The organism is Agrococcus jejuensis, from assembly GCF_007679035.1.
GTDB classification, from domain to species: domain Bacteria; phylum Actinomycetota; class Actinomycetes; order Actinomycetales; family Microbacteriaceae; genus Agrococcus; species Agrococcus jejuensis_A.
Genome location: NZ_VEFR01000005.1, coordinates 189,882 through 215,028, shown reverse-complemented (window position 1 = coordinate 215,028; position 25,147 = coordinate 189,882). Strand labels below are relative to the sequence as shown.

The 25,147-nt window shown below is 73.0% G+C and carries 28 protein-coding genes; 5 read left to right on the top strand and 23 right to left on the bottom strand.

The window, feature by feature from the left end; translation table 11 throughout:
• Positions 1-52 precede the first annotated feature (52 nt).
• Together FS793_RS14620 and thiL are read right to left on the bottom strand one after the other, a co-directional pair.
• Entirely contained in the window at positions 53-709 is a 657-nt protein-coding gene (locus tag FS793_RS14620; protein WP_144721602.1) for a hypothetical protein, read from the bottom strand.
• 70 nt (positions 710-779) lie between these two features.
• The gene (thiL, locus tag FS793_RS14615) at positions 780-1,772 is read right to left on the bottom strand and encodes a thiamine-phosphate kinase (RefSeq protein ID WP_260980189.1); all 993 of its coding nucleotides are present in this window, start codon (positions 1,770-1,772) and stop codon (positions 780-782) included.
• A 23-nt stretch (positions 1,773-1,795) separates the two neighbouring features.
• Between thiL and FS793_RS14610 the strand changes: the two genes are divergently transcribed.
• The 3 genes from FS793_RS14610 to rmuC all read left to right on the top strand — a co-directional run bounded on the left by FS793_RS14610 (position 1,796) and on the right by rmuC (position 4,766).
• The gene (locus FS793_RS14610; RefSeq protein WP_144721598.1) at positions 1,796-2,281 is read left to right on the top strand and encodes a DUF3515 domain-containing protein; all 486 of its coding nucleotides are present in this window, start codon (positions 1,796-1,798) and stop codon (positions 2,279-2,281) included.
• A 69-nt stretch (positions 2,282-2,350) separates the two neighbouring features.
• Complete coding sequence (locus FS793_RS14605) at positions 2,351-2,971, top strand: exonuclease domain-containing protein (protein WP_144721596.1); 621 nt, start codon at positions 2,351-2,353, stop codon at positions 2,969-2,971.
• A gap of 238 nt (positions 2,972-3,209) precedes the next feature.
• Positions 3,210-4,766: a DNA recombination protein RmuC gene (gene rmuC / locus FS793_RS14600; RefSeq protein WP_144721594.1), complete on the top strand. Its 1,557-nt coding sequence runs from the start codon at positions 3,210-3,212 to the stop codon at positions 4,764-4,766.
• 57 nt (positions 4,767-4,823) lie between these two features.
• Here rmuC and FS793_RS14595 read toward each other — a convergent pair whose 3' ends face one another.
• From FS793_RS14595 to FS793_RS14525, 17 genes are all read right to left on the bottom strand, one after another.
• Positions 4,824-5,927 carry an alpha/beta fold hydrolase gene (locus tag FS793_RS14595; RefSeq protein ID WP_144721592.1) on the bottom strand — a complete coding sequence of 368 codons (1,104 nt, stop codon included), beginning with the start codon at positions 5,925-5,927 and terminating at the stop codon, positions 4,824-4,826.
• Complete coding sequence (locus FS793_RS14590) at positions 5,924-6,553, bottom strand: CoA transferase subunit B (RefSeq protein ID WP_186329550.1); 630 nt, start codon at positions 6,551-6,553, stop codon at positions 5,924-5,926. The genes FS793_RS14595 and FS793_RS14590 overlap by 4 nt, the downstream gene beginning before the upstream one ends.
• Before the next feature lie 2 nt (positions 6,554-6,555).
• Positions 6,556-7,326 carry a CoA transferase subunit A gene (locus FS793_RS14585; RefSeq protein ID WP_144721590.1) on the bottom strand — a complete coding sequence of 257 codons (771 nt, stop codon included), beginning with the start codon at positions 7,324-7,326 and terminating at the stop codon, positions 6,556-6,558.
• Positions 7,323-8,231 (bottom strand): alpha/beta hydrolase, encoded by a 909-nt coding sequence (locus tag FS793_RS14580; protein ID WP_144721588.1) that lies wholly within the window; start codon positions 8,229-8,231, stop codon positions 7,323-7,325. Before FS793_RS14580 ends, FS793_RS14585 begins: the two co-directional genes overlap by 4 nt.
• Entirely contained in the window at positions 8,216-8,962 is a 747-nt protein-coding gene (locus tag FS793_RS14575) for a 3-hydroxybutyrate dehydrogenase (RefSeq protein WP_144721586.1), read from the bottom strand. Before FS793_RS14575 ends, FS793_RS14580 begins: the two co-directional genes overlap by 16 nt.
• On the bottom strand, positions 8,959-9,588 hold the full coding sequence (locus tag FS793_RS14570; RefSeq protein WP_186329549.1) for a TetR/AcrR family transcriptional regulator: 630 nt from the start codon (positions 9,586-9,588) through the stop codon (positions 8,959-8,961). The genes FS793_RS14575 and FS793_RS14570 overlap by 4 nt, the downstream gene beginning before the upstream one ends.
• A 174-nt stretch (positions 9,589-9,762) precedes the next feature.
• Positions 9,763-10,368 carry a signal peptidase I gene (locus FS793_RS16675; RefSeq protein ID WP_260980188.1) on the bottom strand — a complete coding sequence of 202 codons (606 nt, stop codon included), beginning with the start codon at positions 10,366-10,368 and terminating at the stop codon, positions 9,763-9,765.
• A complete protein-coding gene (locus tag FS793_RS16670) occupies positions 10,365-10,853 on the bottom strand; it encodes a hypothetical protein (protein WP_260980187.1) in 489 nt (162 codons plus the stop codon). Before FS793_RS16670 ends, FS793_RS16675 begins: the two co-directional genes overlap by 4 nt.
• On the bottom strand, positions 10,850-11,461 hold the full coding sequence (locus tag FS793_RS16665) for a hypothetical protein (RefSeq protein ID WP_260980186.1): 612 nt from the start codon (positions 11,459-11,461) through the stop codon (positions 10,850-10,852). Before FS793_RS16665 ends, FS793_RS16670 begins: the two co-directional genes overlap by 4 nt.
• Complete coding sequence (locus FS793_RS14560; protein WP_260980185.1) at positions 11,461-12,126, bottom strand: SipW-dependent-type signal peptide-containing protein; 666 nt, start codon at positions 12,124-12,126, stop codon at positions 11,461-11,463. The genes FS793_RS16665 and FS793_RS14560 overlap by 1 nt, the downstream gene beginning before the upstream one ends.
• Before the next feature lie 8 nt (positions 12,127-12,134).
• Positions 12,135-12,764: a SipW-dependent-type signal peptide-containing protein gene (locus FS793_RS14555; protein ID WP_144721582.1), complete on the bottom strand. Its 630-nt coding sequence runs from the start codon at positions 12,762-12,764 to the stop codon at positions 12,135-12,137.
• Positions 12,765-12,946: 182 nt separating this feature from the next.
• On the bottom strand, positions 12,947-13,945 hold the full coding sequence (gene glpX / locus FS793_RS14550; protein WP_260980184.1) for a class II fructose-bisphosphatase: 999 nt from the start codon (positions 13,943-13,945) through the stop codon (positions 12,947-12,949).
• A 120-nt stretch (positions 13,946-14,065) separates the two neighbouring features.
• The gene (locus FS793_RS14545; RefSeq protein WP_144721580.1) at positions 14,066-15,007 is read right to left on the bottom strand and encodes a sugar phosphate isomerase/epimerase family protein; all 942 of its coding nucleotides are present in this window, start codon (positions 15,005-15,007) and stop codon (positions 14,066-14,068) included.
• Entirely contained in the window at positions 15,004-16,500 is a 1,497-nt protein-coding gene (locus FS793_RS14540) for a tripartite tricarboxylate transporter permease (RefSeq protein ID WP_144721578.1), read from the bottom strand. Before FS793_RS14540 ends, FS793_RS14545 begins: the two co-directional genes overlap by 4 nt.
• A complete protein-coding gene (locus FS793_RS14535) occupies positions 16,500-17,081 on the bottom strand; it encodes a tripartite tricarboxylate transporter TctB family protein (RefSeq protein WP_144721576.1) in 582 nt (193 codons plus the stop codon). The genes FS793_RS14540 and FS793_RS14535 overlap by 1 nt, the downstream gene beginning before the upstream one ends.
• Positions 17,078-18,034, bottom strand: a complete 957-nt coding sequence (locus tag FS793_RS14530; RefSeq protein ID WP_144721574.1) for a tripartite tricarboxylate transporter substrate binding protein — start codon at positions 18,032-18,034, stop codon at positions 17,078-17,080. Before FS793_RS14530 ends, FS793_RS14535 begins: the two co-directional genes overlap by 4 nt.
• A gap of 62 nt (positions 18,035-18,096) precedes the next feature.
• Positions 18,097-19,086, bottom strand: coding sequence for a PdxA family dehydrogenase (locus FS793_RS14525; RefSeq protein WP_144721572.1), 990 nt, complete (start codon positions 19,084-19,086; stop codon positions 18,097-18,099).
• A gap of 125 nt (positions 19,087-19,211) precedes the next feature.
• Between FS793_RS14525 and FS793_RS14520 the strand changes: the two genes are divergently transcribed.
• Complete coding sequence (locus tag FS793_RS14520) at positions 19,212-20,519, top strand: MFS transporter (RefSeq protein ID WP_186329548.1); 1,308 nt, start codon at positions 19,212-19,214, stop codon at positions 20,517-20,519.
• The gene (locus FS793_RS14515; RefSeq protein WP_144721568.1) at positions 20,516-21,439 is read left to right on the top strand and encodes an amidohydrolase family protein; all 924 of its coding nucleotides are present in this window, start codon (positions 20,516-20,518) and stop codon (positions 21,437-21,439) included. Before FS793_RS14520 ends, FS793_RS14515 begins: the two co-directional genes overlap by 4 nt.
• A 7-nt stretch (positions 21,440-21,446) precedes the next feature.
• Here the strand turns inward: FS793_RS14515 and FS793_RS14510 are convergent, their stop codons facing one another.
• The 4 genes from FS793_RS14510 to FS793_RS14495 are packed head-to-tail and all read right to left on the bottom strand — an operon-like array spanning position 21,447 to position 25,094.
• Entirely contained in the window at positions 21,447-22,142 is a 696-nt protein-coding gene (locus FS793_RS14510; protein ID WP_144721566.1) for a GntR family transcriptional regulator, read from the bottom strand.
• Positions 22,139-22,900, bottom strand: a complete 762-nt coding sequence (locus FS793_RS14505; RefSeq protein WP_144721564.1) for a triose-phosphate isomerase family protein — start codon at positions 22,898-22,900, stop codon at positions 22,139-22,141. Before FS793_RS14505 ends, FS793_RS14510 begins: the two co-directional genes overlap by 4 nt.
• 2 nt (positions 22,901-22,902) lie before the next feature.
• A complete protein-coding gene (locus FS793_RS14500; protein WP_144721562.1) occupies positions 22,903-23,361 on the bottom strand; it encodes a ribose-5-phosphate isomerase in 459 nt (152 codons plus the stop codon).
• On the bottom strand, positions 23,358-25,094 hold the full coding sequence (locus FS793_RS14495) for a dihydroxyacetone kinase family protein (RefSeq protein ID WP_144721560.1): 1,737 nt from the start codon (positions 25,092-25,094) through the stop codon (positions 23,358-23,360). The genes FS793_RS14500 and FS793_RS14495 overlap by 4 nt, the downstream gene beginning before the upstream one ends.
• Positions 25,095-25,147: the final 53 nt, after the last annotated feature.

The window sequence follows — 25,147 nt, the reverse complement described above, 5'->3', positions numbered from 1 at the left end:
GTCGGCGTACCTGCCCGCGAGCGGCGTACCTCGCGACGATCCCACCGACGCGTCAGGCCTTCGAGAGCCCCGTCCAGTCGACGTCGCCGGACGGGCGCGGGGGCCGCGGATGCGCTTCGGGGTCGAACGCGTGCAGGCGATCGCGGATGCGGGCGGCGAACTCGAGCGCACGGCTCGGCGTCTGCCGGAGCTGCGGCGGCTCGTCGCGGAAGGCCGTCGGGATGAGTCGCACGGTCGGATCGCCGGACACGGCGGGGTCGAGGTCCACGTACGCACCGCCCTCGCGCACCACCGCATCCGCGACGTGCGTCCACGAGCACCGCATGACCTCGATCGGCTGGCCGCGCCGCACGTCCCAGAGCGCGTACCCGAGGGGGTCGTCCACGAGCACGAGGAACGGGGTGATCCAGCCGCGCGTGCCGAGCCACCACGTCGCCTGCCGCTCCTGCACGCCCATGAGCATCGCGGTCTCGTCGACGTCGATCGCAGCCTCGACCGCCTGGAGTCGCGCACGGAGTCGACGCGGCCGATGCCGCGCCATGAGCACGAGGCCGGGCGCAGCGATGATCGGCCAGACGACGAGGAACGACGAGCGCCACTCGGGGGCGAGCACCCAGATCGCGACGTACGCGCCGACGACCGCGAGCACGATCGTCGTGCCGGTCGCGAGCGCGATGCGGCGTCGGCGGCGCCAGGCGGTCACGTCCATGCCCCCACCCGAGCACGGGCGAGCCGTCGAGGCGAGGGCTTGCGCGATGCGACGTCTCGTCGCCGACGACTCAGGCGAACGGGTCCCAGCCGCGCGCCTCGAGCGGCTCGTCGTCGAGCGTCACGCCCTCGCCCGCCTCGACGACGCCGATCTCGAGCACGCCTGCCGGCAGCGCGGCGGATGCGGGCAGCGTCGCGAGCAGCGCGTGGTCCTCGCCGCCGTGCAGCACGCGGTCGAGCGGCGCGGGGAAGCCGCGCAGCGGCGCCGAGCGCAGCGCGAGGCGCACGCCCGACGCCGAGGCGATGCGGGATGCGTCGAGCGCGAGCGCGTCGGAGACGTCGAGCATCGCCGTGGCACCCGCATCCGCGAGCACGGGCCCCATCGCCACGGGCGGCACGGGCGCGAGCTGCGCCGTGACCGCGCGGGGGTGCTCGGCACGCAGCCGCCGCGCCTCGGTCACCGACTCGACGCCGTCGACGATCGCCTCCGCGAACAGCAGCGCCACGCCCTCGCCCGCCGATCCGAGGTCGCCGGCCACGACGACGCGGTCGCCGACCTGCGCCCCCGAGCGCAGCACGGGCGAGCGCCCATCGAGCGACCCGAACGCCGTCACCGCGATGACCGTGCGCTCGGACGTCGTGAGGTCGCCGCCCACGACGCCGCAGCCGGGCGCGAGCGATGCGACGGCCGCGCCGAGGGCATCTGCGAACGCCTCGAGGTCGGCGACGCGCGTGGCGCCGGGCACCGCGAGCGCCACGACGAGGGCGGTCGGACGCGCGCCCATCGCGGCGACGTCGGCGAGGTTCGTCGCGGCCGCCTTCGCGCCGAGGTCCGCCCACGTCGACCACGCGGCGCGGAAGTCGGGGCCCTCGAGCATCGTGTCGGTGGTGACGACGAACGACCCGTCCGCGCGCACGACCGCGGCGTCGTCGCCCGGCCCCACGAGCGTGTCCTCGCCGCACGGCAGCCGCGGGATGATGCGGGCGAGCGCCCCGCGCTCCCCCACCTCGGCGACCGTCGCATCCGCATCCGCAGCGGGCGTCGGGGCGTCGGTCGCAGGCACGCCACGACGATAGCCTGGGGGCGATGCGCCGACTGCCGACCGCCCTCGCCCTCGCCGGGCTCGCGGCGGCGACGCTCTCGGCCTGCGCGTCGACCGTGTCGCTCGACACGGCGCCCGACGCCACGAACCCGCAGTGCGCATCCGTCATCGTCGCGCTGCCCGACGTGCTCGCCGAGGGCCAGGTGGGCGGCCCGTTGCCCGAGCGCCCGACCGACGCGCAGGCGACCGCTGCGTGGGGCGACCCGACGGCCGTGACGCTGCGATGCGGCGTGCCCGTGCCCGACCCATCGACCGCGACGTGCCTGACGATCTCGGGCGTCGACTGGATCGACGTCACCGAGGAGGGCTCGTCGGCGCAGACGTACGTCACCTACGGCCGCGACCCGGCCGTCGAGGTCGTGCTCGACCCCGAGGTCATCTCGGGCGGCACCGTGCTGGGCGAGCTCGCATCGATGGTCGACCGCACCGACGAGGTCAGCGCGTGCATCTCGCCTGCCGACGCGCCGTGACGTCGCGCGCATCCCGACCCGCCGCCGCCCCTCCCGGCCGCTGTCTGCGGTCGCTGGGAGGCTGACGCCATGGCGATCGACTTCACCGCGATCGACTTCGAGACCGCGAACGGCTCGCCTGCATCCGCCTGCTCCGTCGGGCTCGTGAAGGTGCGCGACTCGCGCATCGTCGACCGCGCCTCCTGGCTCATCCGGCCCCCGATCGGGCACGACGAGTTCTCGCACTGGAACGTGCGCATCCACGGCATCCGCGAGATCGACGTCGCGCACGCGCCTCGATGGGTCGACCAGCACGACCGCCTGCTCGACTTCGTCGGCGACGACGTGCTCGTGGCGCACAACGTCGGCTTCGACAAGGGCGTGCTGAAGGCGGCCTCGCTCGCGAGCGGCCTCGCGGTGCCCGAGACGCGCTGGACGTGCTCGCTGCGCATCGCCCGCAAGACGTACCACCTCGACTCGTACCGCCTGCCCGTCGCGGCGATGGCCGCGGGCTTCGAGGACTTCGCCCACCACGATGCCGCGGCGGATGCGGAGGCGTGCGCGACGATCGTCACGCACGCGGGCGGCAGGCACGGCGCGAGCGACCTCGAGCACCTCGCGCGCATCTGCGCGACCCGCATCGAGCACCTCGGCCCCGACGACGACCGCCGCCTCGCGCGCGAGCCCGCCGAGGCGTGGTGGAGGCCGTAGGGCGCTGAGCCGCGGCCTCGTCCCGAGGTGCGGTTGCTGCGCCGAGGCGCGGATGCTGCGCATCGAACGGTTGCGAGGTGCGGTTGCTGCAGTCAGGTGCGGTTGCGACGGCACCTGAGCGCTGGAAGCGCACCTCGCGACCGCATGGGCGACCCCCGCAGCACGGGCGCACGGCGCGTCGCCCGCCGCGACGGCGCGGCAGCGACCCCGTGTCGGTGGTGCTCGCCACACTGGAGCCATGGACCTCGGCATCCCCCTCGCTCTGCTCGTCGCCCTCCTCGTCGGAGCGGCGGCGGGCTGGTTGGCATGCCGCCTCGTCGCCCGCGCCAAGGCCGGCGAGGCGACGCTCGCGGCGCAGCAGGCCGAGCAGGCGCAGGCGCTCGCCGAGCAGCAGGCGGCGCAGCACGAGGCGTTCGCCCGCCAGCAGGAGCTGCACGAGCGCGAGCGCCTCGACGCCGAGCTCGCCGGGCTGCACTCGGCGCACGAGTCGCTCGCGGCGCAGCATCGCGATGCGATCGACGCCCGCGACGCCGCGCAGCGCGAGCGGGCGAGCCTCTCGGCCACGGTCGAGGCGCTGCGCGAGCAGCTCGAGGTCGCGAAGTCCGCCGCCGACGAGTCCACGCAGCGCGAGCGGCGCGAGTCGCGCGTCGCCGAGCAGATCGCCCCCATGAAGGAGGCGGTGACGAAGCTGCAGACGCAGCTCGTCGAGCTCGAGCGCCAGCGCAGCGAGCAGCACGGCTCGATCGCGCAGCAGCTGCAGCAGTCGCTGCAGTCCGAGGAGCGCCTGCGCGCCACGGCCGACTCGCTCGCGAGCGCCCTGTCGTCGAACTCGACCCGCGGCGTGTGGGGCGAGACGCAGCTGCGTCGCGTCGTCGAGGCCGCCGGCCTCCTCGAGCGCGTCGACTTCGACACCCAGACGTCGTTCACGAGCGACGAGCGCCGTCAGCGTCCCGACATGGTCGTGCACCTGCCCGGCGGCAAGCACCTCGCGCTCGACGCCAAGGTGCCCTTCCGCGCGTACCTCGAGGCGTCGCGCATCCCGCTCACGGCCTCCGACGAGGAGCTCGCGCGCCGCGCGTCGCTCATGCAGGAGCACGTGAAGGCGCTGCGCGCCCACGTCGACCAGCTCTCGAGCAAGCAGTACTGGGCGGGCATCGCCAACAGCCCCGAGTTCGTCGTCGCGTTCATCCCGTCGGAGTCGCTCGTCTCGGCGGCGCTCGAGGCCGACCCCGGCATCATGGACTACGCCTTCGGCAAGCGCGTCGCCCTCTCGAGCCCCGTGTCGCTCTGGTCGCTGCTGAAGTCGGTCGCGATCACGTGGAGCCAGGCCGCCGTCGCCGAGGACGCCGCGCGCGTGCACGAGCTGAGCCAGGAGCTCTACGACCGCATCGCCACGATGGCGGGCCACGTCGAGAAGGTGCGCTCGTCGCTCGAGTCGTCCGTGAAGCACTTCAACGCGTTCTCGTCGTCGCTCGAGTCGCGCGTGCTCGTCTCGGCGCGCAAGCTCGCCCGCCTCGACGCTCCGAAGCAGATCGTCGAGCCCAGCGAGATCGACCACGCGCCGAAGCCCCTGACCGCAGCCGAGTTCACCGACCTCGCGATCGAGGCGCCCGCCGCCGAGTCCGAGCAGGTCGTCGACGGCGAGGTCGTGGAGACGGATGCGGACGCCGCGACGACCGACGAGTCGGCCGCCTCGCGCACGCACGCCGACCTCGCGATCGACGAGCTGCTGCGCGACGAGTCGAGCCGCTCGGTGCCGCGCGACGACGACGCCTCCCAGTCGCGCGCCGGCTGACGCCCGCAGGCGCGCAGACCTCGCACCCCGTCGCCTCGCGCGGCGGGGTGCGTCGCGTCAGCCCGCGGCGCGAGCGCGCATCGCCTCCACGACGCCGGCGAACTCGTCGACGCGCTCGAGGTGCGGGGCGTGGCCCACGCCCTCCCACGCGTGCTCCTCGACCCAGCCGCCAGCGTCCGCATACCGGGCGAGCACCGCACGGGTCTGCGCCACCATCGGCTGCGGCGGCGCGTCGTCGTCGCCGGGCCACCCGGGCACGACGCCCGCCTTGCCGAGCATGTTGAGGTCGAAGTACGACGCGTCGCCCACGATCGCGTCGACCTCGCCACGCACCCACGCGATCGGTGGATGCGCAGCGCCGTCGACGATGCCCGTGAGGTCGCTCACCGTCGGTGCCATCGTGTTGAGCACGCCGACGCCGCCGGGCGCGAAGCCCGGCCACGCATCGGTGGCCACGGCGTCGCCCGGGTACGAGCCCGGCGCCGTCGAGGTCGTGAGCATGGATGCGACCCAGAGGTCCTCGAGGTCGCTCGCGTAGCCCGGTGCCACGTAGGCAGCGCGGAACACCGAGCGCGGGCTCGTCACCGCGTCCGCCGACGTGTCGCCCGCTGCGAGGCGAGCGACGAAGTCGGGATTCGCGCCGCCGCCGCCCGTGCCCGGCGCATCCGGATGCACGAGCGAGCCGTCCAGGCGCGTGCCGCCGAACCCGTAGGGCGACACGGGCGACTCGAGCACGAGCCCCGCGACGAGGTCGGGCCGGTCGAGCAGCAGGCGCAGGACGACGCCGCCGCCCATGCTCCAGCCCACGAGCACCGCCCGCGCGATGCCGAGCGCATCGAGCACCGAGGCGACGTCGTCGGCGTAGTCGCCGAGGCCGCGCGTCGCGTCGACCGGCAGCGTCTCGGAGTCGCCGAAGCCGCGCAGGTCGATCGCGATCGACGGCCCCGACAGCGCGAGCATCGTCTGCTGGTAGAGGTGCGCCGACGACACGTTGCCGTGCACGAGCACGACCGGCAGGCCGGAGCCCGAGCCGGCCGACAGCACGTTCGCCCGCAGCCGCGGCGTCGCGACGACCTGCGCCGAGACGCCGGGCAGCAGCCAGGGCCGAACGGCCGAGGCCACGACCGACTCCCCCGCCGCTGCCGCGCCCGAGTCGCTCATGCGAGGATCTCGGGCTCGGTCGCGGCGCGCACCTCGTCGAGCGTCACGCCGGGCGCGAGCTCCACGAGCCGCAGGCCCTCGGGCGTGACGTCGAGCACGGCGAGGTCGGTGATGATGCGGTCGACGACGCCCCGGCCCGTGAGCGGCAGCGAGCACTCGGAGACGATCTTCGCCGAGCCGTCCCTCGCGACGTGCTCCATGAGCACGATGACCCGCTTGGCGCCGTGCACGAGGTCCATGGCGCCGCCCGGGCCCTTCACCATCTTGCCGGGGATCATCCAGTTGGCGAGGTCGCCCGCGACCGACACCTGCATGGCGCCGAGGATCGCGGCGTCGATCTTGCCGCCGCGGATCATGCCGAACGACGTCGCCGAGTCGAAGAACGCGGTGCCGGGCAGGGTCGTGACGGTCTCCTTGCCGGCGTTGATGAGGTCGGGGTCGAGGGCGTCCTCCGTCGGGTACGGTCCGACGCCGAGGATGCCGTTCTCGCTCTGCAGCACGACGGTGCGCCCCTCGGGCACGTAGTTCGGCACGAGCGTCGGCAGACCGATGCCGAGGTTCACGTAGGCGCCGTCGTCGAGCTCCTGCGCGGCGCGGGCGGCCATCTCGTTGCGGGTGAGGGCCATGGTCATGCCTCCTGCACGGTGCGTCGCTCGACGCGCTTCTCGATGTCGGTGCCCACCTCGAGCACGCGGTGCACGTAGACGCCGGGGAGGTGGATGCGGTCGGGGTCGAGCTCGCCAGGCTCGACGAGCCGCTCGACCTGCGCGACGCAGACGCGACCGGCCATGGCGGCGAGCGGCGAGAAGTTGCGCGCCGACTTGTTGAAGATCAGGTTGCCGTGCCGGTCGCCGACCTCGGCGTGCACGAGCGCGAAGTCGGTGCGGATCGCCTCCTCGAGCACGAAGTCGCGCAGCTCGCCGTCGACGTCGAACTGCTGCAGCTGCTTGGGCTCCGACGCCACGGCGATGGTGCCGTCGGCGTGGTACCGCCGCGGCAGGCCGCCCTCGGCGACCTGCGTGCCGACTCCCGTCTGCGTGAAGAACGCGGCGATGCCCGAGCCGCCGGCGCGCAGCCGCTCGGCGAGCGTGCCCTGCGGCGTGAGCTCGAGCTCGAGCTCGCCCGTGAGGTAGCGGCGTTCGAACTCCTTGTTCTCGCCGACGTACGACGACGTCATCTTGTCGATCTGGCCCGCGCGCAGCAGCAGCCCGAGGCCCCAGTCGTCGACGCCGCAGTTGTTCGACGCGACCTGCAGGCCCGTGACACCGCGCTCGACGAGCGCCTGGATGAGCGCCATCGGGTTGCCGCACAGGCCGAAGCCGCCCACGGCGAGCGTGGCGCCGTCGCCCACGTCGGCGACCGCCTCGGCCGCCGACGCGACCGTCTTGTCGATGCTCATGGCATCTCCTTCCCTGCCGCCTCGTGGGCGGCGTGCTCGATGGTCTCGGCGACGGCGTCGAGGCCGGCGCCGAGCAGGATCGTGTAGTGGTTCGTGCCGGGCACCTCGCGCGCCTGCACGGCCGGCACCCGTGCCAGCAGCGCGTCGAGACGCCCGCCGTAGAGCCCGGGCGGCTCGGCGAGCAGGCCGAGCGGGCTCGTGAGGAGGTGGATCGGCGCTGCCACCCGGTCGAGGGTGGCGAGCGCGTCGTCGGCGTCGCCGAGCCCCAGCATCGCGACGCGCACCGCCTCGGGCAGCGCCGACGGTCGCAGCGCGCCGTCGACCGAGGTCAGGTCGTAGTCGACGTACTCCTCGGCGAGCGGCGACCAGTCGACGAACGCCGGATGCCGCTGCCAGAACGCGCGGTACTCCTCGCGCGAGGCGAAGGTCATCGACAGGCGCTCGATCGCGGGCCCGAGCAGCGCCTCGGGGTCGCCGGCGGGTGCGAGCGGCAGCCCGCCGTCGACGAGCACGAGCGACGCGACGAGGTCGGGGCGCGACGCCGCGAGCCGAGCGGCGACGAAGCCGCCCATCGAGTGCCCGACGACGATGGCGTCGGCGACGCCGAGCGCGTCGAGCGCCGCGGCGACGTCGACGGCGAGGGAGTCGAGGTCGTACGGCCCCGGCAGCGTGCGCGAGCGACCCCGCCCGCGCAGGTCGAACGCGACGAGGGGCGCCTCGAGCCGCTCGGCGAGGCCGTGGAACGAGCGGTGGTTCGCCGTGATGCCGTGCAGCCCCACCACGACGCGACCCGACGCGTCCGACCGCCACCGCGTGCCGACGAGCTCGCCGCCCGCCACCGGCACCGCCAAGGCGCGCTCGTCGGCCGCGGCCGTCGCCGGCCCACCCGTCATCGCGCGCTCCATCCACCATCCATCGCGTACGACGCGCCCGTCACCATGCCAGCGTGCGGCCCGGCGAGCCAGGTGGCGAGCGACGCGACCTCCGCCGGCTCCACCATGCGCTTGATCGCCATCTCGGTGAGCATGATCGTCTCGACCACCTCGGACTCCGGGATGCCGTGCGTCCTCGCCTGGTCGGCGATCTGCCGCTCGACGAGCGCCGTACGCACGTAGCCCGGGTCGATGCAGTTGCTCGTGACGCCGTGCGGCGCGCCCTCGAGCGCCGTGACCTTCGAGAGGCCCTCGAGGCCGTGCTTGGCGGCGACGTACGCCGACTTGAACGCCGAGGCGCGGATGCCGTGCACGCTCGAGAGGTTGATGACGCGGCCGAAGCCGCGCTCGATCATGCCCGGCATGGCGGCGCGCACGAGCAGGAACGGCGCCTCGAGCATGAGCTGCAGGATGCGGCGGAAGTCGGCGGGGTCGAAGTCGACGATGGGGCTGACGCGCTGGATGCCCGCGTTGTTCACGAGGATGTCGGCGTCGAGCCGCAGCGTCTCGAGCGCGGCGACGTCGGAGAGATCGACGTGCCACGGCTCGCCGCCCACCTCGGCGGCCGTGCGCGCGGCGGCATCGGCGTCGAGGTCGGCGACGATCACATGCGCGCCGGCGTCGGCGAACGCGTGCGCGATCGCAGCACCGATGCCGCTCGCGCCGCCGGTGACGAGGGCTCTGCGCCCTGCGAGCTCGGTCATGCTTCCTCCTTGGCGTGGAGCGCCCCGCGGACGAGGCGCATCATCTGGTCGAACACGGCGTCGGGCACGCGCGGTGCCTCCTCGCCGTCCTGGTGGGGCCACAGCACCCAGCGCATCCCGATGAGCTCGCCGATGCCCATGAGCGCCCACGCGGCGACCTCGGGGTCGACGTCGCCGATCTCGCCGGCGATCCTCGCGCGCGCGAGCCCGTCGACGTAGCCCTCGACGATGCGCTCGTAGTACCGACGCGTGGCGTCGGGCGCGACCTGCTCGGCCTCGCGCACGACGCGCGAGAGCGCGGGATGCTCGGCGGTGAAGGCGAAGAACGCGCGGAAGCCCTCCGCCGCCGCCTCGGCACGGGTGGTGCCGCGTGCGGCCCCCTCGGCCATCGCTCGACGGACGCGGTGGCCGAGGTCGCCGACGAGCGCCTCGAGCAGGTCGAGCTTCGACGCGAAGTACAGGTAGAACGTGCCCTGCCCCACGCCGGCGCGCTCGGTGATGCGAGCGACGGAGGCCCGCAGGTAGCCGTGCTCGCTGAAGACCTCCTCGGCGGCGGCGAAGATGCGGCGCTTCGTCTCGGCGCCCCTCGCGGTCCTGGGCTCGTGCAGGACGTCGGGCTCGCGCATGGGCCGCCTCTCGTCGTCGAGCGGATCGGGCCCGGCGTCGGTGGCGACTCGCCGACCTGACGCCGGGTTCAGGTCTCGTCTCGAGGATGCCGCATGGCGCGATGCAGCGTCAAGGACGACGGGCTCCGTCGGGTGGACGGCCCGCGGTGAGCGGCGGCTTCCGCCGCGATGGGCTCACTCGCTCGCGTGTCCGCGTGGCGCGTCCGCGTCCTCGAGGGCGCGCCGCCGCGGCCAGAACGCCCAGGTGACGAGCGCCGTCGCCCCCAGCGTGATGCCACCGAGCACGAGCGGATGCTGCAGCGGGGCGATGACCGTCGCGAGACCGGGTGCCGACCACAGCACCTCGCGCACGCTCGTCTCGACGTACGGGAAGGGGTCGGGGTCGGCGTTGGCGTCGCCCTGCATCGTGAACGTCACCGCGTCGCCCTCGACGCCCTGGATGTCCACCACCCGATGGGTGATGGGCAGGTCGGGGGCGCGGTCGACCGTGACGACGTCGCCGACCTCGATCTCGACGGCGGGCACCTCGCGCACGAGGGCGATCGAGCCGGCCGGGATGCCCGGCGCCATCGACCCCGTGGCGAACATGACGATCGTGACCTTCCAGACGAAGGACGCGATGACGAGCAGGATGCAGACGAGCCCGCCGAGTGCGAGCACGTCGAGCAGGACGCGCCCCGAGAGCGCCGCTGCGGCTCGCCCGACGGCGCGCGGGCGCGGGCTCGACGCTGCGCCGTGCCTCGTGCCCGGCGCGTGCTGCGGGGGCGCCTCGAGCGTCACGCGGGCACCGAGAGTCCCGTGCAGCGCGACACGAGCCCGAGCGCCGTCGTCGTGATCGTCCCGACGAGCGGCGTCGACCGCCACGGGTCGGTCGATGCGTGCGTCGCCTGCAGCTCGATGCGATACGTCTGCCCAGCGAGCAGGGTCGTGAGGAGTCCACTCGTCGACCTCGACGTGAGGGAGGGGCCGAAGCTGTCCGTGCCCACGAGCGTGCCGTCCTGGCGGTACGCCGTCAGGACGTATCCACCGCGCGGGACGCCGCCCGCGCCGTGCGCCCAGCGGAAGGTGACGTCGAGCCCCAGCGTCCCGATGGTGCACGCGGCCCCGGGATCCGGTCGCTGCACGAAGCCCGACGTGGCCGGGGCGACGCTCCACTCTCCGTCGCTCCACGCCGCCTCCGTGGGTCGCGCGGACGCGAGCGAGCCGCCGAGGGCGACGATCGCGAGCGCACCGATCGCGGCGCGGACGATGGCGAGCCGCGTCACGGCGATCGCCGCCTCGATCGCGAGGCGCCGAGGGCGAGCGCTCCCACGGCGACGGCGCCCGCCGCCGTCGCCACGAGCCACCCGCTCGACGCCAGGCCCGTGCGAGGCAGGGTGCCGCCATCGCTCGCGATCGTCTCGCCGGAGCCGCTGGCGACGAGCACGAGGTCGACGCGCGCACCCGGCACGTCATCGACGAGCTCGACGTCGAGGCGGTACCAGCGCACGTCGGCTGCGCGCTGCGTCGCGAGCGCGACCTCGCCCGAGTCGAGCGCCGAGTCGTAGAGCGTCTCGACGGCGCCCGTGCAGCTCGATCCGCTCCATGCGAGGGTGCACGAGCGCACGACGGCGCGGAAGGCGTCGTCGGTCGTCGCGACGCGGAGACCGACGGCGATCGTCCCGTCCGGCTCGGAGGCGCTGACGCCGACGTCCCACGTCACGGGGACGCCGACCGACATCGCCGCCATCGCAGTCGCATCCTGCACCGACTCGAGGCGCAGCACCTCGCCCTGCACGACCTCGACGGCCGGCGACGCGGGCGGCAGGAGCGGACCCGGCGCCAGCGCGAGCGACACGGCCGCGGCGGCGGCAGCGACGAGCACCGCGTGCATCAGGTCGAGCCGAGCAGCTGGAAGCGGATGTCGAAGCTGCCGTTCTGCGAGCCGTTGGTGGCGGTCGCGCTCGGCAGCTGCAGCTGCACGCAGTAGTGCACCACGGTGGGGGTGGCACCCTGCGCCAGGCTCTGCGAGCCCGGAGCGATCGCCCCCGTGAGCGTGGATGCGTTGACCACGAGGGTGCCGGTGGAGCCGGAGAAGACGGTGGCGCAGTCGGGCACGGCAGTCGCGGTCGTGCCGGTCACGACGCGCACCGAGTACCGGAGCTCGGACTGCAGGGCCGTGTCGGCAGCGGTGTCGATCGCCGCGAACGTGGGCTGCTGCAGCGTGACGGTGCCTGGGACCGAGCCCGCAGCGAGGCGGACGCTCGCTCTGGTCGTCGCGGTCGAGCCCGGGGCGAGCACCCCGAGAGCGGGGTTGTAGACGAGGGTGAGGGTGGCGCCGGGCGCTGCGGGGTGCTCGGTGAACGTGGCGCCGTCGGTCGCGCCGACGATGCCGAAGGAGCCAGCGGTGATGGTGCCCGTCGCGTGCTCCGAGTCGTTCCACGCCGCGAGCGTCGCCGTGGCCCCGAGGCCGAGCACGAGGCCGCCCGCGAGCAGGGCACGCAGCCGCAGCAGCCGAAGGCCGCTGCGGCTGCGACGCGTGCTCGCGTGCCTCCCCATGCCGCGCGTCAGCTCGACGTGGCGACGAAGTGCCAGGTCGACGTCACGGAGCCGCCCTGCACGAGGCCCGGGCCCGCCGCGACGACGAGGCAGACCTGCGTCGCAGCACCGGCAGCGGTCACAGGCGTGCCGTTGACGAGCGGCGTCGTCGCACCTGCGACGGTGCCGGTGGTGAGGGGGCCGCCCGTGGCGAGGTCGGTGCCCGTCGTGCTCGTCGTGCAGCTGCCGTTGGCGGCGAGCGCGTACGCGTGGAAGGTCAGGTTCGCGGCGTTGGCACCCGTCGAGGTGACCTCGGTGAGGTCGAGGGTCGCGCCGGTCGTGGTGTTGGCGGCGAGACGCACCCAGAAGGGCGTCGCCGTCGACTGGCCGGGCGACAGGTTCGCAGCGGGAGCGGTGAACGTGAGCGCTGCGCCGGGCGCAGAGGCGTGGTCGGTGTAGGCCGTGCCGTCGGTGGAGCCCTCGAGGTTGAACGTGCCTGCGGTGAAGGAGCCCGTGGCGTACTCGCTGTCGCTCCACGCCGCGAGGGTGATGGCGGCGCCGACGCCGAGCACGAGCCCACCAGCGAGGATGGCGCGGATCTTGCGACGCCTGGCGCCGCGATCGGGCGAGGCCAGTGCCTCGGTGGGGGTGGCGGACATGAGGGCTCCACATCGACTCGAAAGGTGAGGACACTTCAAGCGTCTCGTGTCTTGTACCCCACGTCAAGAGCTATTCGCGCACGGGAGCCGCGCCGAGCCCTCCCCTTCCGTCGGTCCCGGGCGCAGACGACGGATGCCGCCGAGCACGAGGCTCGACGGCATCCGTCGTGGGTGGAGCGGCGTCAGCCTGCGCGCTCGGCGTCGCGGTCGAGCCACTTCGAGGCGAGGTGCTCGGCGATGACGCGACGGGCCGTGCCCGTCTTCGAGCGCAGCACGAGCGACTCCGTGCGGATGAGCGGTCCCTTGCGACGCACGCCGTCGAGCAGGCCGCCGTCGGTGACGCCCGTCGCGACGAAGTAGGTGTTGTCGCTCGTCACGAGATCGTCGACCGAGAGGATGCGCTCGAGGTCGTGGCCCGCGGCCACGACCTTCGCGTGCTCGTCGGCCGACTGGGGGTTGAGACGCCCCTCGATGAAGCCATCGAGGGCCTTGATCGCACAGGCCGTGATGACGCCCTCGGGCGTGCCGCCCACGCCGACGCACATGTCGATGCGCGACTCCCACCGCGCGGCGTTGATGCCGCCGGCGACGTCGCCGTCGAGCATGAGGCGCGTGCCTGCGCCCGCGGCGCGGATCTCGTCGATGAGGGCCGCGTGACGCGGGCGATCGAGCACGGCGACGACGACGTCGGCGACGTCCTTGCCCTTGGCCTTCGCGAGCTCGCGGATGTTGTCGCCCATCGACTGCGCGAGCGAGACGACGCCCTTGCCCTCGGGACCGCAGACGAGCTTGTCCATGTAGAACGCGTCGACGGGGTCGTACATCGTGCCGCGGTCGGCGACGGCGATGACGCTGAGCGCGTTCTGGCGACCGGCCGCGGTGAGCGACGTGCCGTCGATGGGGTCGACGGCGATGTCGCACGACGGGCCGCGGCCGTTGCCGACGTGCTCGCCGTTGAAGAGCATGGGCGCCTCGTCCTTCTCGCCCTCGCCGATCACGACGACGCCGTCGAAGGCGACGGTGCCGAGGAAGGTGCGCATGGCGTCGACGGCGGCCTTGTCGGCGGCGTTCTTGTCGCCGCGACCGATGAAGGGCACGGCGCGGATGGCGGCGGCCTCCGTCGCGCGGACGAGCTCCATCGCGAGGTTGCGATCGGGATGCTGGAAGACGGTCTCGGCCATCGTGTGGCTCCTTCGGCAGGGGTGGCAGGGGCCAGCTGCGTCCAGGCTATCGGGGTCGCGTGTCGGGAGGAGGTGCTCGGCGCCGGATGGGGTGTCGCTGGACCCATCCGGCGCCGAGGGTCAGGGGGCGGACGCCGCAGGCAGGAGCGTGCGCAGGTACCGCTGGTTCGTGGAGCAGTTGCCGAGGCTGTCGCCGCCGTAGTGCTCCATGAGGAAGATGCCGTCGAAGCCGAGCTCGATCGCGTCGCGCACGACCTGGCGGTAGTTGATGAGCCCCGCCTCCATGGAGCTCGGCACGCTCGATGCCCACGTGCCGTCGGCCGACTCGTCGCGCAGGTAGTTCTTGACGTGCCAGTAGTTGGCGTACGGCAGCGTCTTCGCGTGCATCTCGCGCCAGTCCTCGATGGGCCGGTGGAGGCGGATGAGGTTCGCGATGTCGGGGTTGAGGCCGACGGCGTCGACGCCGATCTCCTCGACGAGGCGCACGGCCGAGTCGGCGGTGCCGAGGAGCGTGTCCTCGTACATCTCGAGCGACATGCGCAGCCCCACCTCCTCCGCGTGCCTGCCGAGCTCGCGCAGCCGGCGCACCGCGGCGTCCCACGTGTCGCGGTCGTCGGGGTCGCGCGGGCCCTCGGCCGTCCAGAACCAGAGCGCGCGCCGCTGCGCATCCGAGAAGGGCTGGTGCAGCCCGGTCGAGAACACGTCCATGCCCCACTCCGCAGCCGCGTCGATCGACCGGTGCGCGTAGGCGAGGTTCGCCTCCTCGTGCCCGGGCATGATGACGCTCTTGCGCTGCACGTGCACGCTCGGGATGCGGATGCCGCGCGCGGCGGCCATCGCGAGCAGCGCGTCGCGGCGCTCGGGAGCGAGGTCCGCGGGCCGGATGTGGCTGTCGGCGAGCTCGATGCGGTCGAACCCGGCGCGCTGCACCTGCGCGAGCATGTCGTCCCACGCCTCGTCGGCTTGGTCGTGCAGTGCGACGCCGGCGCGATCGACGGTCGCGAAGCCGTGGAGGCACGTGGCGATGGGCCAGGTGTCGGCGGTGAACGCGGCCGCCGTCATCGTCCGACCTCCGCGGGCGTCCGCCGCGACCGGATCGCCACGACGACCTTCGGCAGCACGACGAGCACGACGGCTCCGAGCAGCACCACGATGGCGGTCGGACTCGTGACGACGACGCCGAGGTTGCCCTGGCCGAGCGCGCTCGTCTGCACGAGCGCCTTCTCCAGCAGCGGACCGAGCACGAGGCCCAGCACGAGCGGCGCGATGGGCAAGTCGAGCTCCTTGAGGATCCAGCCGAGGATGCCGAAGAGCACGACGAGCCAGACGCTGAAGAGGTTGTTGCTCACCGCGAAGGCGCCGACGACGCTCGTGAGCAGGATGATCGGGTACAGGTACGCGTAGGGGATGCGCAGCATCTGCGCGAACACCGGGGCGAGCGGCAGGTTCAGCACGAGCAGCAGCACGTTGCCGATGAAGAACGACACGAGCAGACCCCACACGAGCGCTGGCTGCGTCTCGAAGAGCAGCGGCCCCGGCTGCAGGCCGAAGATGGTGAACGCGCCGAGCAGCACGGCGGTGGTGGCGCCGCCGGGGATGCCGAGCGCGAGCGTCGGCACGAAGTTGGCGTTCGCCGCCGCGTTGTTCGCCGACTCGGGGCTCGCGACGCCCTCGATGGCGCCCTTGCCGAAGTTGGCGCGGTTCTTCGACACGCGCTTCTCGATGCCGTACGACATGAACGAGGCGAGGGTCGAGCCGGCGCCGGGCAGGATGCCGAGCACGAAGCCGATGCCGCTGCCGCGCAGGATCGCGGGCATCGAGTCGGTGATGTCCTTGCGGCGGATCACCATGTCCTTGAAGCGCGCGCGGATGGGCGCGGCGGCGCCGACGCGGATCTGGTGCAGCACCTCGCCGAGCGCGAAGAGGCCGATCATGACCTCGACGAACGGGATGCCCGAGAGCAGGTCGACGCTGCCGAACGTGAAGCGCGCGGTCGTGAACCCGGAGGCGACGCCGACGGTCGAGATCAGCAGGCCGACGCCGGCCATCATGGCGCCGCGCACGAGCGCGCCGCCCTGGAAGGTCACGACGATGACGAGCCCGAGCAGCATGATCGCGAGCTGCTCGATGGGACCGAACCCGAGCGCGAGCTCGGCGAGCGGCGGCGCGAGCGTCACGAGCAGCGCGAGGGAGATGATGGCGGCGATGAACGAGCCGATCGCGCTGATCGCGAGCGCCGGGCCCGCCCTCCCCTTCCTGGCCATCTGGTAGCCGTCGAGCGTCGTGACCACGCTCGACGCCTCGCCCGGCGTCGAGATGAGCACGCTCGTGATCGTGCCGCCGTACTGGGCGCCGTAGTAGATGCCCGCGAGCATGATGAGCGCCGTGATGGGCTCGAGCGCGAACGTGAGCGGCAGCAGCACCGCGACGCCGGTGGTCGCGCCGAGCCCAGGGAGCAGGCCGATGACGGTGCCCGCCACGACGCCGATGAGGCACCACAGCAGGTTCTCGGGCGTCAGCGCCTGCGAGAAGCCGAGGATGAGGTTGTCGAGCATCAGAGGAGTCCGAGCAGTCCGGTGGGCAGCGGCACGCTGAGCAGCTCGCGGAACACGAGCCAGATCGCGCCAGCGGCGACCACGGAGATGATGAGGGAAGGCACGACCGGGCGCTTCTCGAGCACGATGGCGACGAACGCCATGAGCAGCGTGAACGACAGCAGCAGTCCGATGAGCGAGGTGAGGAGCACGGCGGCGACGAGGCCGACCATGACCGAGACGAGGATGCGCGTGCGCTGGCGCTGCGTGCGGCCGAAGATGTCGACCTCCTCGCCGTCGGCGTTGCGCAGCGGCTCGTCCTCGGGGGCGACGACCGCCGCGACGGGCTCGTCGCCCGCGGCGAGGTCGGTCGCGAGGTCCTCGATCGTCACGCCGCGGTCGCGGCGCAGCACGCGCTGCGCCACGTCGACGAGCGCCAGCAGCGCGACGGCTGCGCCGAACACGACCGGCAGGAAGCCGGGGCCGACCCTGCCGTCCTCGCCGGTGAAGCCGTAGGTGGAGCCGACGATCGCCGCGGCGGTGCCGACCGCCGCGAGGATGAGGCTGAACCCCACCCCCGCGGCGCGGACGGAGATCCTCACTGGCCGAGCGCCGTGGCGAGGTCGGCCTCGTTGCCGGCGACGTACTCGGCGAACTCGTCGCCGTAGAGCACGTTCGGCTGCATGAGGTTGGCCTCGATGTACTCGTCGTACGCGTCGGTCTCGGCGAACTCCTCGGCCGCGTCGATCCAGAACTGCGTCTGCTCCTCGGTGAGGCCGCCGGGTGCGATGAAGCCGCGGAACTGCGCGAACGCCACGTCGATGCCCTGCTCGACGGCCGTGGGCACGTCGGCGATCGCCTCGTACTCGTAGCGCTCCTCGCTGAACGAGCACAGCGCCCGCATGTCGCCGGACTCGAGCTGGCCGACGACCTCGCCGGGGTTGAGGCTCGCGATGTCGACCTGGCCGCCGAGCACGCCGGCGATGACCTCGGCGCCCGACTCGAACGGCACGCGGTCGAACTCGACGTCCTGGTCCTCCTCCACGAGGCTGAAGACGACCTCGTCGAGGCTCACCGCGCCGGAGACCGCGGCGACGACACGGCCGTCGGCGGCGGCGTCGATGACGTCGGTGCACGTCTCGTACGGGCTGTCGGCGGGCACGACGAGCAGCGTGTAGTCGTCGCCGAGCTTCATGATGGGCGTGAACGAGGTCGACGCGAACTCGACGTCCTGCGAGAGCGGGATCGAGATGAGGCTCGTCTCGGCGGCGAGCAGCACGTTGGGGTTGCCCTCCTCGCCGAGGAAGTACGAGTAGCCGACCGCGCCCGAGCCGCCCTCGCGGTTCTCGGTCGTGATCGTGAGGCCCGTGACGCCCTCGAGGCCGCTCGCGATCGCGCGGCCGGAGGCGTCGGAGCCGCCGCCTGCCGAGAACGGCACGACCATCGTGACGTTGCCGGTGACGGGGCCGTCGGCGGTGCCGCCGCCGCTCGAGCAGGCGGCGAGTGCGAGCGCAGCGACTGCCGCTGCGGCGATCGTGGTGGGACGTGACGTCATCGTCGTGCTCCTCATGGGATGGGTGGTGCTGGCGTGGGAGAGAGGGAGGGAGGTGCGGATGCTCAGGCGGCGCGGGCCGCGCGACGCTGCGCGCCGACGCCGATCGCGACCTGCACGGCGTGCTCGTACGCGCCGGTGCCGGCGGTGCGGGTGCCGACGAGGTCGAACGCCGTTCCGTGGGCGGGGGTGCACACGGGCGTGGAGAGGCCGCCGGCCATCGTCACGCCGCGGTCGAAGCCGAGCAGCTTCACCGCGATCTGGCCCTGGTCGTGGTACATCGTGAGCACGCCGTCGAACGCGCCGTCGCGCGCCTTGAGGAAGATCGTGTCGCTCGGGAAGGGCCCGGTCGCATCGACGCCACGGCGCTGCAGCTCGGCGACGGCGGGCGCGATGACGTCGATCTCGTGGCGTCCGAACGCGCCGCCCTCGCCCGCATGCGGGTTGAGGGCGCACACGCCGATGCGCGGCTCGGCGATGCCGCGGGCGCGCAGCACGCCCTCGAGCAGCTCGCCGCGCTCGACGACGAGGTCGTGCGTCACGAGGTCCGCGACCTCGGCGATGGAGCAGTGCGACGTGACGCGACCGGTGACGAGCGTCGGCAGGATGTTGAGCTCCGTCGCGGCGGTGCCGTCGTCGAGCACCGTCTCGAACCACGACATCTCGTCGTTCTCCTGCATGCCCGCGAGGTGCAGCGACGTCTTGTTGAGCGGTGCGAACACGATGGCGTCGACCTCGCCCGCCTTCGAGAGCTCGAGCGCGGTGCGCAGGCTCGCCATGGCCCATCGACCCCCGGCCTCGGTCGCCGCGCGGCGCTCGAAGCCCTCGGCCGGGCGGGTGCCGCCGTTGTCGACGAGTCGGATGGCGTCGCGATCGATGGACGCGGGATCGATGCCGGCGTCGGCGATCGCGTCGCGCAGCTCCTGCTCGTCGGCCACGACCACGACGTCGGCGTCGGCCCCGGGCGCGACCTCGGCGAGCCAGCGCGCGACGAGCTCGGGACCCACGCCTCCCGGGTCTCCCAGGGTGAGTGCGATGCGGGGACGGATGCTCATGTCGTGCTCCTCGGCCGTGCGGCCACGTCGTCGTGTCGGGTCCGAGTGCAGCGATCTCCGCTGCACCACAGCGACAATATCCTATAGGATCTTGCACGGCAACGATGCCGAGCGAAGGAGCGACGATGACCGCGACGACGAGCCGACCCCGACGCCGGACCTGGGTGCGATGGCAGATCTTCGGCATCCTCTGGATCCTCGTGCTGCTGAACTTCATCGATCGCGCCACGCTCTCGATCGCCATGCCGTTCGTCGCCGAGGAGTTCGAGCTCGGCCCCGAGCTCCAGGGCGTGATCCTCGGATCGTTCTTCTGGACGTACCTGCTCTTCCAGATCCCCGGCGGCTGGCTGCTCGACCGATTCGGCCCCCGCGCGATCGTCGGCGGCGCCGGCGTGGTCTGGGGCGCGTTCCAGCTGCTGGGCGGCTTCGCGACCGGCGGCATCTTCCTCGTCGCGACGCGTCTGGGCCTCGGCGCCAGCGAGGCGCCCGTCTTCCCGGCAGCCGCGAAGCTCAACGCGGCCTGGCTGCCGCCGAAGGAGCGCGCCCGCGGCGCCACCTTCGTCGATGCGGCCGGCCCCTTCGGCTCCGCGGTCGGCGGTCTCGTCGTCGTCGCGCTCATCGGCGCCCTCGGCGACTGGCGCTGGGCGTTCATCCTGACCGGTGGCCTGACGATCCTCGTCGCCGCGCTCTACTGGCTGTACCTGCGCGACACCCCGCAGCAGCACCCGGGCGTCGGAGCGCGCGAGCTCGCGCACATCGAGGACGAGACGGCCGTCGTCGCCGGCACGTCCTCCACCGCGACGGGGCCGCTCCCCCGTGCCGTCGACTACCTCGCGTCGCGCTCGTTCTGGGGCATGATGATCGGTCGCCTCGGCTGGGCGACCATCTGGTGGGGCATCATCTCGTGGACGCCCTCGTACCTCTCGCAGGCGCTCGGCTTCGACCTCGCGGCGCTCGGCTGGGGCACGTTCCTCGTCTACGGCTCGGGCGTGCTCGGCCAGCTCGTCGCGGGGTTCGTCGCCGACCGCTGGCGCGCCGCGACCACCCGCTACAACGTCGTCATGCGCACGATCCTCGGCGTCTCCGGCGTCGGCACCGCGGCAGCGATCTTCGCGATCCCGCCGGTGACCGACGGCATCGTCGCGCTCGCGCTGCTGTCCACCGCCGTGTTCTTCATCAACTTCGGCGGCCTCTACTGGACCATCCCCGCGCTGCTCGTCCCCGGGCCGCAGGTCGGTCGCGTCGGCGGGGTCATGAACGTCGCGTCGTCGGGCGGTGGCGGCCTCGCCCCGATCGTCATGGGCTTCGCGATCGGCGCCGCGGGCGGCGGCTTCGGCGGCGCGTTCGTGTTCCTGGGGGCCGCAGCGGTGGTCTATCTGGTCGGCTCCATGCTCGTCGACTTCGAGCGTCCGCTCGCACGGGTGCGCGCATGAGCGCCTACCGGGGCGATCTCGTCGACGCCCACCACCACTTCTGGGAGCCGGGCGACGGGCGGCAGCCGTGGCTGCGACCCGGCGTGCGCATCCCGTTCCGCTACGGCGACTACGACGCCATCAAGCGCGACTACCTGCCCGACGACCTGCGCCGGGATGCGGCGAGCGCCGGCATGCGGCTCGTCGGCTGCGTGACGATGGAGACGGAATGGGACGACGACGACCCGCTCGGCGAGATCGACCACATCGAGTCGGTGCGGCAGCGCTTCGGGCTGCCGAGCGCCGCCATCGGCCGCGTGCAGCTGCAGCGAGCCGACGCTGCGGCGACGCTCGAGGCGATGGCGCAGCGCAGCATCGTGCGCGGCATCCGCCACAAGCCGGGGCAGACGGCGTCGCCGAGCGACGCCGGCACGACGCTCCTCTCCGACGCCGGGTGGCGGGCGGGCTACGCGCGCCTGGCGACGCTCGGGCTGGACTTCGAGCTCCAGACGGCGTGGTGGCACCTCGACGAGGCGATGGACCTCGTGCGCGCGCACCCCGACACACGGCTGACGATCAACCACACGGCGCTGCCCGCGGACCGGTCGCGCGCGGCGATCGACGACTGGGCGGCCGCGATCGGTCGCATCGCCGCGCTCGAGCAGGTCTGGATGAAGGTGTCGGGCATCGGCGTGCCCGGCGCAGCCTGGACGGTGGATGCCAACCGCGAGATCGTGCTCCGCGCGATCGACGCGTTCGGCCCCGACCGCATCCTGTTCGCGAGCAACTTCCCGGTCGACTCGCTCGCCGGCTCGTACGCCGACATCCTCGGCGGGTTCGCCGAGATCGTCGCCGAGCATGCGCCGCACGAGCAGCGGGCGATGTTCGTCGACAACGCGGTGCGCCGCTATCGGCTCGCGCCCGACGACCTGGAGGCCTGACCGCGCGTCAGCGGCCCGACAACGACCGATCGCGCACGTTCGCCACGTGCGCGCGCATGGCCTCGCCCGCGGCCTCGGGCGCCGCCGCATAGGCCTCGACGATCGCCCGGTGCTCGGCGAGCGCCTCGATGACGTCGCTCGGGCCGCGCAGCGCCGCCTGCCGCAGTCGATGCGTCAGCGCGCCGAGCGAGGCGTGCATCTCCTGCAGGTACCGATTGCCGGAGTGGTCGAGGATCACGGCGTGGAAGGCGCCGTCGGCCTCGAAGTACCGCTGGGTGACCTCGAGCGGCACCTCGCCGGCGGCATGGGCGCGCACGACGTCGTGGCTCGCGGCCTCGTGCACCTCGTGGGCGGCGCGGAGCGCGGGCAGCAACGCCTCCGCCTGCGAGGCGGCGAGCGCCGCGGCGCGCTCCTCGAGCATCATGCGGGCCTCGAAGAGCTCGGTGAGCTGCTCGGCGTCGAGCGGCGGGGCGACCCGGTAGCCCTTGAGGGCCTCCCGAGTCACGAGACCCGTGCGCTCGAGCTGCACGAGCGCCTCGCGCACGGGCGTCGGCGACACGTCGAGCTCGCGTGCGAGCGTGTCGATCGAGAGCCGCTCCCCCGGCTGCACGGTGCCGAGCAGCAGGTCGGCGAGGATGCGGTCGTGCACCTGGTCGCGCAGCGCCCTGCGCTGCACGTCCAGGTGACGACCGCCCTCGCTCATGCGCTCAGCGCCTCGTCGAGGATCGCGCCGAACGCGACGGGGTCGTGGGCGAAGCGGCCCAGGAACATGCCGTCGACGTCGGGCGCGATGCGCGGCAGCAGGCCGGGTCCGGCGGAGCCGCCGTAGATGACCTGCGCACCGGGCAGCAGCGCGTCGCCGGCGAGGTGGTCGCGCAGCACGCTCGTGACGCCGCGGATGTGCGACTCCCCAGCGGGCTCGGGCGCTCCGATGGCCCATACGGGCTCGTACGCCACGACGAGCCGGCCGCCGACGCCGCGCTCGCGCGCGAGCCGCAGCGACGCCTCGAGCTGCTGCACGCACGCGGCGGCCGCCGTCGAGGGGTCGTCCTGCACGAGCTCTCCGATGCAGAGCACGGGTGCGAGCCCGGCGTCGAGCGAGGCGGCGACCTTGCGGGCCACGGTCTCGTCGGTCTCGCCGAACATCGCGCGACGCTCGGCGTGGCCGATCTCGACCATCCGCACGCCGTGCTCGACGAGCTCGGGGGCGCCGACCTCGCCCGTGAAGGCGCCCGACGGCTCCCAGTGCACGTCCTGCGCTCCCACCGTGAGCCCTGCGGGCACGGCGATGTCGACGACCGCCGGGATCGACGGGAACGTCGGGATGACGAACGGCTCGACGACGCCCGATGCGACGGCCTCATGCACGCGGCAGATGGCGGCGACGTCGCGCGTCCAGCGCTCCGTCGCCGCCTTGCCGAAGTACATCTTGAGGCTCGATCCGATGACGAACCTCGCCATGCTCAGCGCGCTTCGTACGCGACGAGGTCGTCGATGTTGGCCTGCGAGTGGCTCGACGGGTCGAACGTGTACGTGAGCCACTCCTTCGCGAGGCGCCGCGCGAGCTCGATGCCCACGACGCGCTGGCCCATGCACAGCACCTGCGCGTCGTTCGACAGGATCGAGCGCTCGACCGAGAACGAGTCGTGCGCCGTCACCGCGCGGATGCCCTTGACCTTGTTCGCCGAGATGGCGACCCCGAGGCCCGTGCCGCAGAACAGGATCGCCCGATCGGCCTCGCCCGCCGCGATGCGCTTCGCGGCCTCGATGGCGACGTTCGGGTAGCTCGTCGCGTCGGCGTCCGACGAGACGCCGACGTCGACGACGCTCGCCACCTCGCCGTTGGCCTCCAGGTCGGCCTTCACGATCTCCTTGTAGTCGTAGCCGGCCTTGTCGGATCCGATGATGAGCCGAAGCGTCACTTGCCGTCCTCCTCGATGTCCTGTGCGAGCACGTCCGCGATGGTCGTGCAGATGAGCGCGAACGACACGGCGCCCGGGTCGGGCGTGCCGATCGACTTGTCGCCGTGCGACTTGGCACGGCCGAGGGTGGCCTTGAGGGCCGCGGTCTCCTGCGCCGCCTCCTCGGCGACGCCGGCCGCGTGGGACCACGCGTCGACGAGCGAGTCGCCGGCGGCGATGCGCTCGCGGAGCTCGTCGGCGAACGGCACGATCGCGTCGATCATCGTCTTGTCGCCCACCTTGGCCTTGCCGAACGACGCGACGGCATCGCGCGCCGCGTCGACGCCCGCGGACACCTCGGTGCGCGAGATGTCGGCCGTGTCGCCGAGCGCCCCTGCGACGGAGCGCAGGATCGTCGCCCAGATGACGCCCGACGTGCCGCCTGCGCGGTCGCCCCACGCCTCGGCGGCGCGACGCAGCGTGGTCTCGGCTCCGGCACCGCCCTCGATCGCGGCGAGCGCCGCGTCGCGTCCGGCGTGCACGCCGCGGCGCATGCCGATGCCGTGGTCGCCGTCGCCGGCGACCGCGTCGAGGCGGCCGAGCTCGTCGGCGGCGCCGTCGATCGCGTTCGCGATCTCGACGAAGGACGTGCCGATCGTCTGCGCGACGGCCTTCGAGGCGTCGGACGCCTCGGGGATGTCCTCCTCGACCACGCCCTCCACGACCACGTCGACGTGCTCCTGCGCGGCGACGGAGCCCTTGCGGTACGCGGGCGTGTCGGCGGGGGCCGTCCACAGCTCCTCGAGCTCGTCGTCGAGCCACAGCAGCGACAGCGAGCAGCCGGCCATGTCGAGCGACGTGCACATCTCGCCCACGTCGGGCTCGACGACGACCAGGCCGCGCTCCGTCAGGAGTCGGTCCACGGCGCGGTAGAGCACGAAGAGCTCCTCGTACTTCACCGAGCCGAGGCCGTTCAGGATCGGCACGATGCGCGCGCCGTCGACGTCGATGCCCTCGGGCACCTCGTCGAGCAGACGCGAGACGAACAGCTCGGCGAGGCCGTCGGCCGTCGGCATGTCCACCTCGTCGATGCCGGGCTCGCCGTGGATGCCGAGGCCCACGGCCATGCGGCCCTCGGGCACGGTGAAGAGCGGACCGTCGGCACCCGGGAAGGTGCAGCCGCCGAAGGCGACGCCGAAGGTGCGCGTGCGGCTCATGACATGCGTGGCGAGGCGCTCGACGTCGTCGAGCGAGTCGCCGCGCTCCGCAGCGGCGCCGGCGATCTTGAACAGCGCGAGCATGCCCGCGATGCCGCGGCGATCCTCGACGCGGTCGATCGGCGCGCTCCAGATGTCGTCGGTGCCCAGCACCGTGCGCACGTCGTGCCCCTCGGCCTTCAGACGCTCCTGCGCCTCGGTGAAGTTCAGCACGTCGCCGGCGTAGTTGCCGTAGCAGAGCAGCACGCCCTTGCCCTGGTCGGCGGTCTTGGCGATCGAGTACACCTGCTGCGTCGACGGCGACGCGAAGAGGTTGCCCATCGCCGCGCCGTGCGCGATGCCGGGGCCGACGAGGCCTCCGAAGGCCGGGTAGTGGCCGCTGCCACCACCGATCACGAGGGCCACGGTGTCCTCCGCGGCGCGCGTGGAGCGCACCACGCCGCCCGGCACGGCGGTGACCCACCGTGCGGATGCGGCCGCGAAGCCCTCGATCATCTCGTCGGCGAACGCCGACGGCTCGTTGAACAGACGCGTCATCGCGTCCCCTTTCGGTTCGATGCGACGCGGCAACCCTATAGGACATGTCCGTG

Coding starts and splice junctions, on each gene's coding strand:
- rmuC (WP_144721594.1), top strand. CDS start 3,210: ATGGACCTCGGCATCCCCCTCGCTCTGCTCGTCGCCCTCCTCGTCGGA.
- FS793_RS14505 (WP_144721564.1), bottom strand. CDS start 22,900: ATGGCGAGGTTCGTCATCGGATCGAGCCTCAAGATGTACTTCGGCAAG.
- FS793_RS14495 (WP_144721560.1), bottom strand. CDS start 25,094: ATGACGCGTCTGTTCAACGAGCCGTCGGCGTTCGCCGACGAGATGATC.
- FS793_RS14570 (WP_186329549.1), bottom strand. CDS start 9,588: ATGCGCGAGCCCGACGTCCTGCACGAGCCCAGGACCGCGAGGGGCGCC.
- FS793_RS14530 (WP_144721574.1), bottom strand. CDS start 18,034: ATGACGTCACGTCCCACCACGATCGCCGCAGCGGCAGTCGCTGCGCTC.
- FS793_RS14605 (WP_144721596.1), top strand. CDS start 2,351: ATGGCGATCGACTTCACCGCGATCGACTTCGAGACCGCGAACGGCTCG.
- FS793_RS14545 (WP_144721580.1), bottom strand. CDS start 15,007: ATGACGGCGGCCGCGTTCACCGCCGACACCTGGCCCATCGCCACGTGC.
- FS793_RS14515 (WP_144721568.1), top strand. CDS start 20,516: ATGAGCGCCTACCGGGGCGATCTCGTCGACGCCCACCACCACTTCTGG.
- FS793_RS16665 (WP_260980186.1), bottom strand. CDS start 11,461: ATGCACGCGGTGCTCGTCGCTGCCGCCGCCGCGGCCGTGTCGCTCGCG.
- FS793_RS14610 (WP_144721598.1), top strand. CDS start 1,796: ATGCGCCGACTGCCGACCGCCCTCGCCCTCGCCGGGCTCGCGGCGGCG.
- FS793_RS14525 (WP_144721572.1), bottom strand. CDS start 19,086: ATGAGCATCCGTCCCCGCATCGCACTCACCCTGGGAGACCCGGGAGGC.
- FS793_RS14585 (WP_144721590.1), bottom strand. CDS start 7,326: ATGAGCATCGACAAGACGGTCGCGTCGGCGGCCGAGGCGGTCGCCGAC.
- FS793_RS14540 (WP_144721578.1), bottom strand. CDS start 16,500: ATGCTCGACAACCTCATCCTCGGCTTCTCGCAGGCGCTGACGCCCGAG.
- FS793_RS14620 (WP_144721602.1), bottom strand. CDS start 709: ATGGACGTGACCGCCTGGCGCCGCCGACGCCGCATCGCGCTCGCGACC.
- FS793_RS14580 (WP_144721588.1), bottom strand. CDS start 8,231: ATGGAGCGCGCGATGACGGGTGGGCCGGCGACGGCCGCGGCCGACGAG.
- glpX (WP_260980184.1), bottom strand. CDS start 13,945: ATGGCCGAGACCGTCTTCCAGCATCCCGATCGCAACCTCGCGATGGAG.
- FS793_RS14595 (WP_144721592.1), bottom strand. CDS start 5,927: ATGAGCGACTCGGGCGCGGCAGCGGCGGGGGAGTCGGTCGTGGCCTCG.
- FS793_RS14510 (WP_144721566.1), bottom strand. CDS start 22,142: ATGAGCGAGGGCGGTCGTCACCTGGACGTGCAGCGCAGGGCGCTGCGC.
- FS793_RS14560 (WP_260980185.1), bottom strand. CDS start 12,126: ATGGGGAGGCACGCGAGCACGCGTCGCAGCCGCAGCGGCCTTCGGCTG.
- FS793_RS14555 (WP_144721582.1), bottom strand. CDS start 12,764: ATGTCCGCCACCCCCACCGAGGCACTGGCCTCGCCCGATCGCGGCGCC.
- FS793_RS14520 (WP_186329548.1), top strand. CDS start 19,212: ATGACCGCGACGACGAGCCGACCCCGACGCCGGACCTGGGTGCGATGG.
- FS793_RS14575 (WP_144721586.1), bottom strand. CDS start 8,962: ATGACCGAGCTCGCAGGGCGCAGAGCCCTCGTCACCGGCGGCGCGAGC.
- FS793_RS14590 (WP_186329550.1), bottom strand. CDS start 6,553: ATGGCCCTCACCCGCAACGAGATGGCCGCCCGCGCCGCGCAGGAGCTC.